Annotated in this window: 1 protein-coding gene; it reads left to right on the forward strand. The window is 58.9% G+C overall.

The window, feature by feature from the left end:
- Window positions 1-67 precede the first annotated feature (67 nt).
- Window positions 68-1,022, forward strand: a 955-nt coding sequence (locus QMK32_RS25150) for a condensation domain-containing protein (protein ID WP_349307593.1), incomplete at its 3' end; no start/stop codon positions are given.

The raw sequence follows: 1,022 nt of genomic DNA on the forward strand, positions 1-1,022 counted from the left end.
CGAGTTCGTCTCTGTTGGGTTCGATGTGACGGCGGAGGTGCCGTTTCGGGCTCGTTTGTTCGAGGTTGTGGGTTCGGGTGGTGTGGGTTCGGAGTTTGTTGTGGTGTTTGTGGTGCATCATATTGCGGCTGATGGTTTTTCGATGGGGCCGTTGACGCGGGATGTGATGGGTGCGTATGTGGCGCGGGCTTCGGGTGAGGAGCCGGGGTGGGCTCCTCTTGCGGTGCAGTATGCCGATTATGCGTTGTGGCAGCGTGCGGTGTTGGGGTCGGAGTCGGAGCCGGATTCGTTGTTGTCGCAGCAGGTGTCGTTTTGGCGGTCGGCGTTGGAGGGTTTGCCGGATCAGTTGGATTTGCCTTCTGATCGGGTTCGTCCTGTTGTGGCGTCCAATCGTGGTGCGAATGTTGTGTTTTCGGTGGATGCGGGTGTGCATCGTGGGTTGAGTGTGGTGGCGCGGGAGTTGAATGCGTCGTTGTTCATGGTGGTGCATTCGGCGTTGGCGGTGTTGTTGTCGCGGTTGTCGGGGTCTGATGATGTGGCGGTGGGTACGCCGGTGGCGGGGCGTGGTGAGGCTGCTCTCGATGATGTGATCGGGATGTTTGTCAATACGTTGGTGTTGCGGACGGTGTTTGGTTCGGATTGGTCGTTTGCTGATGTGGTTCGGGATGTGCGTGAGCGAGATTTGGGGGCGTTCGGGCATGCGGATGTGCCGTTCGAGCGTTTGGTGGAGGTGCTCAATCCTGCTCGGTCGCAGGGGCGTCATCCGTTGTTTCAGGTGATGTTGTCGTTCCAGAATTTGGAGCGGTCTTCGCTGGAGTTGCCGGGGTTGTCGGTGTCGGCGGTTGATTTCGATGTTGCGGTTGCGAAGTTCGATGTGCAGGTGACGGTGGAGGAGTTGTTCGATGCCGATGGTGGTGCTGCGGGGTTGTCGGCGACGTTGACGTATGCGACGGACTTGTTCGATGAGTCGACGATGGTGTTGTTTGCGGAGCGGTTTGTTCGGGTGTTGGAGGCGGTGGTGG

This window comes from Rhodococcus sp. H29-C3 (assembly GCF_030063405.1).
Lineage (GTDB): Bacteria > Actinomycetota > Actinomycetes > Mycobacteriales > Mycobacteriaceae > Rhodococcoides.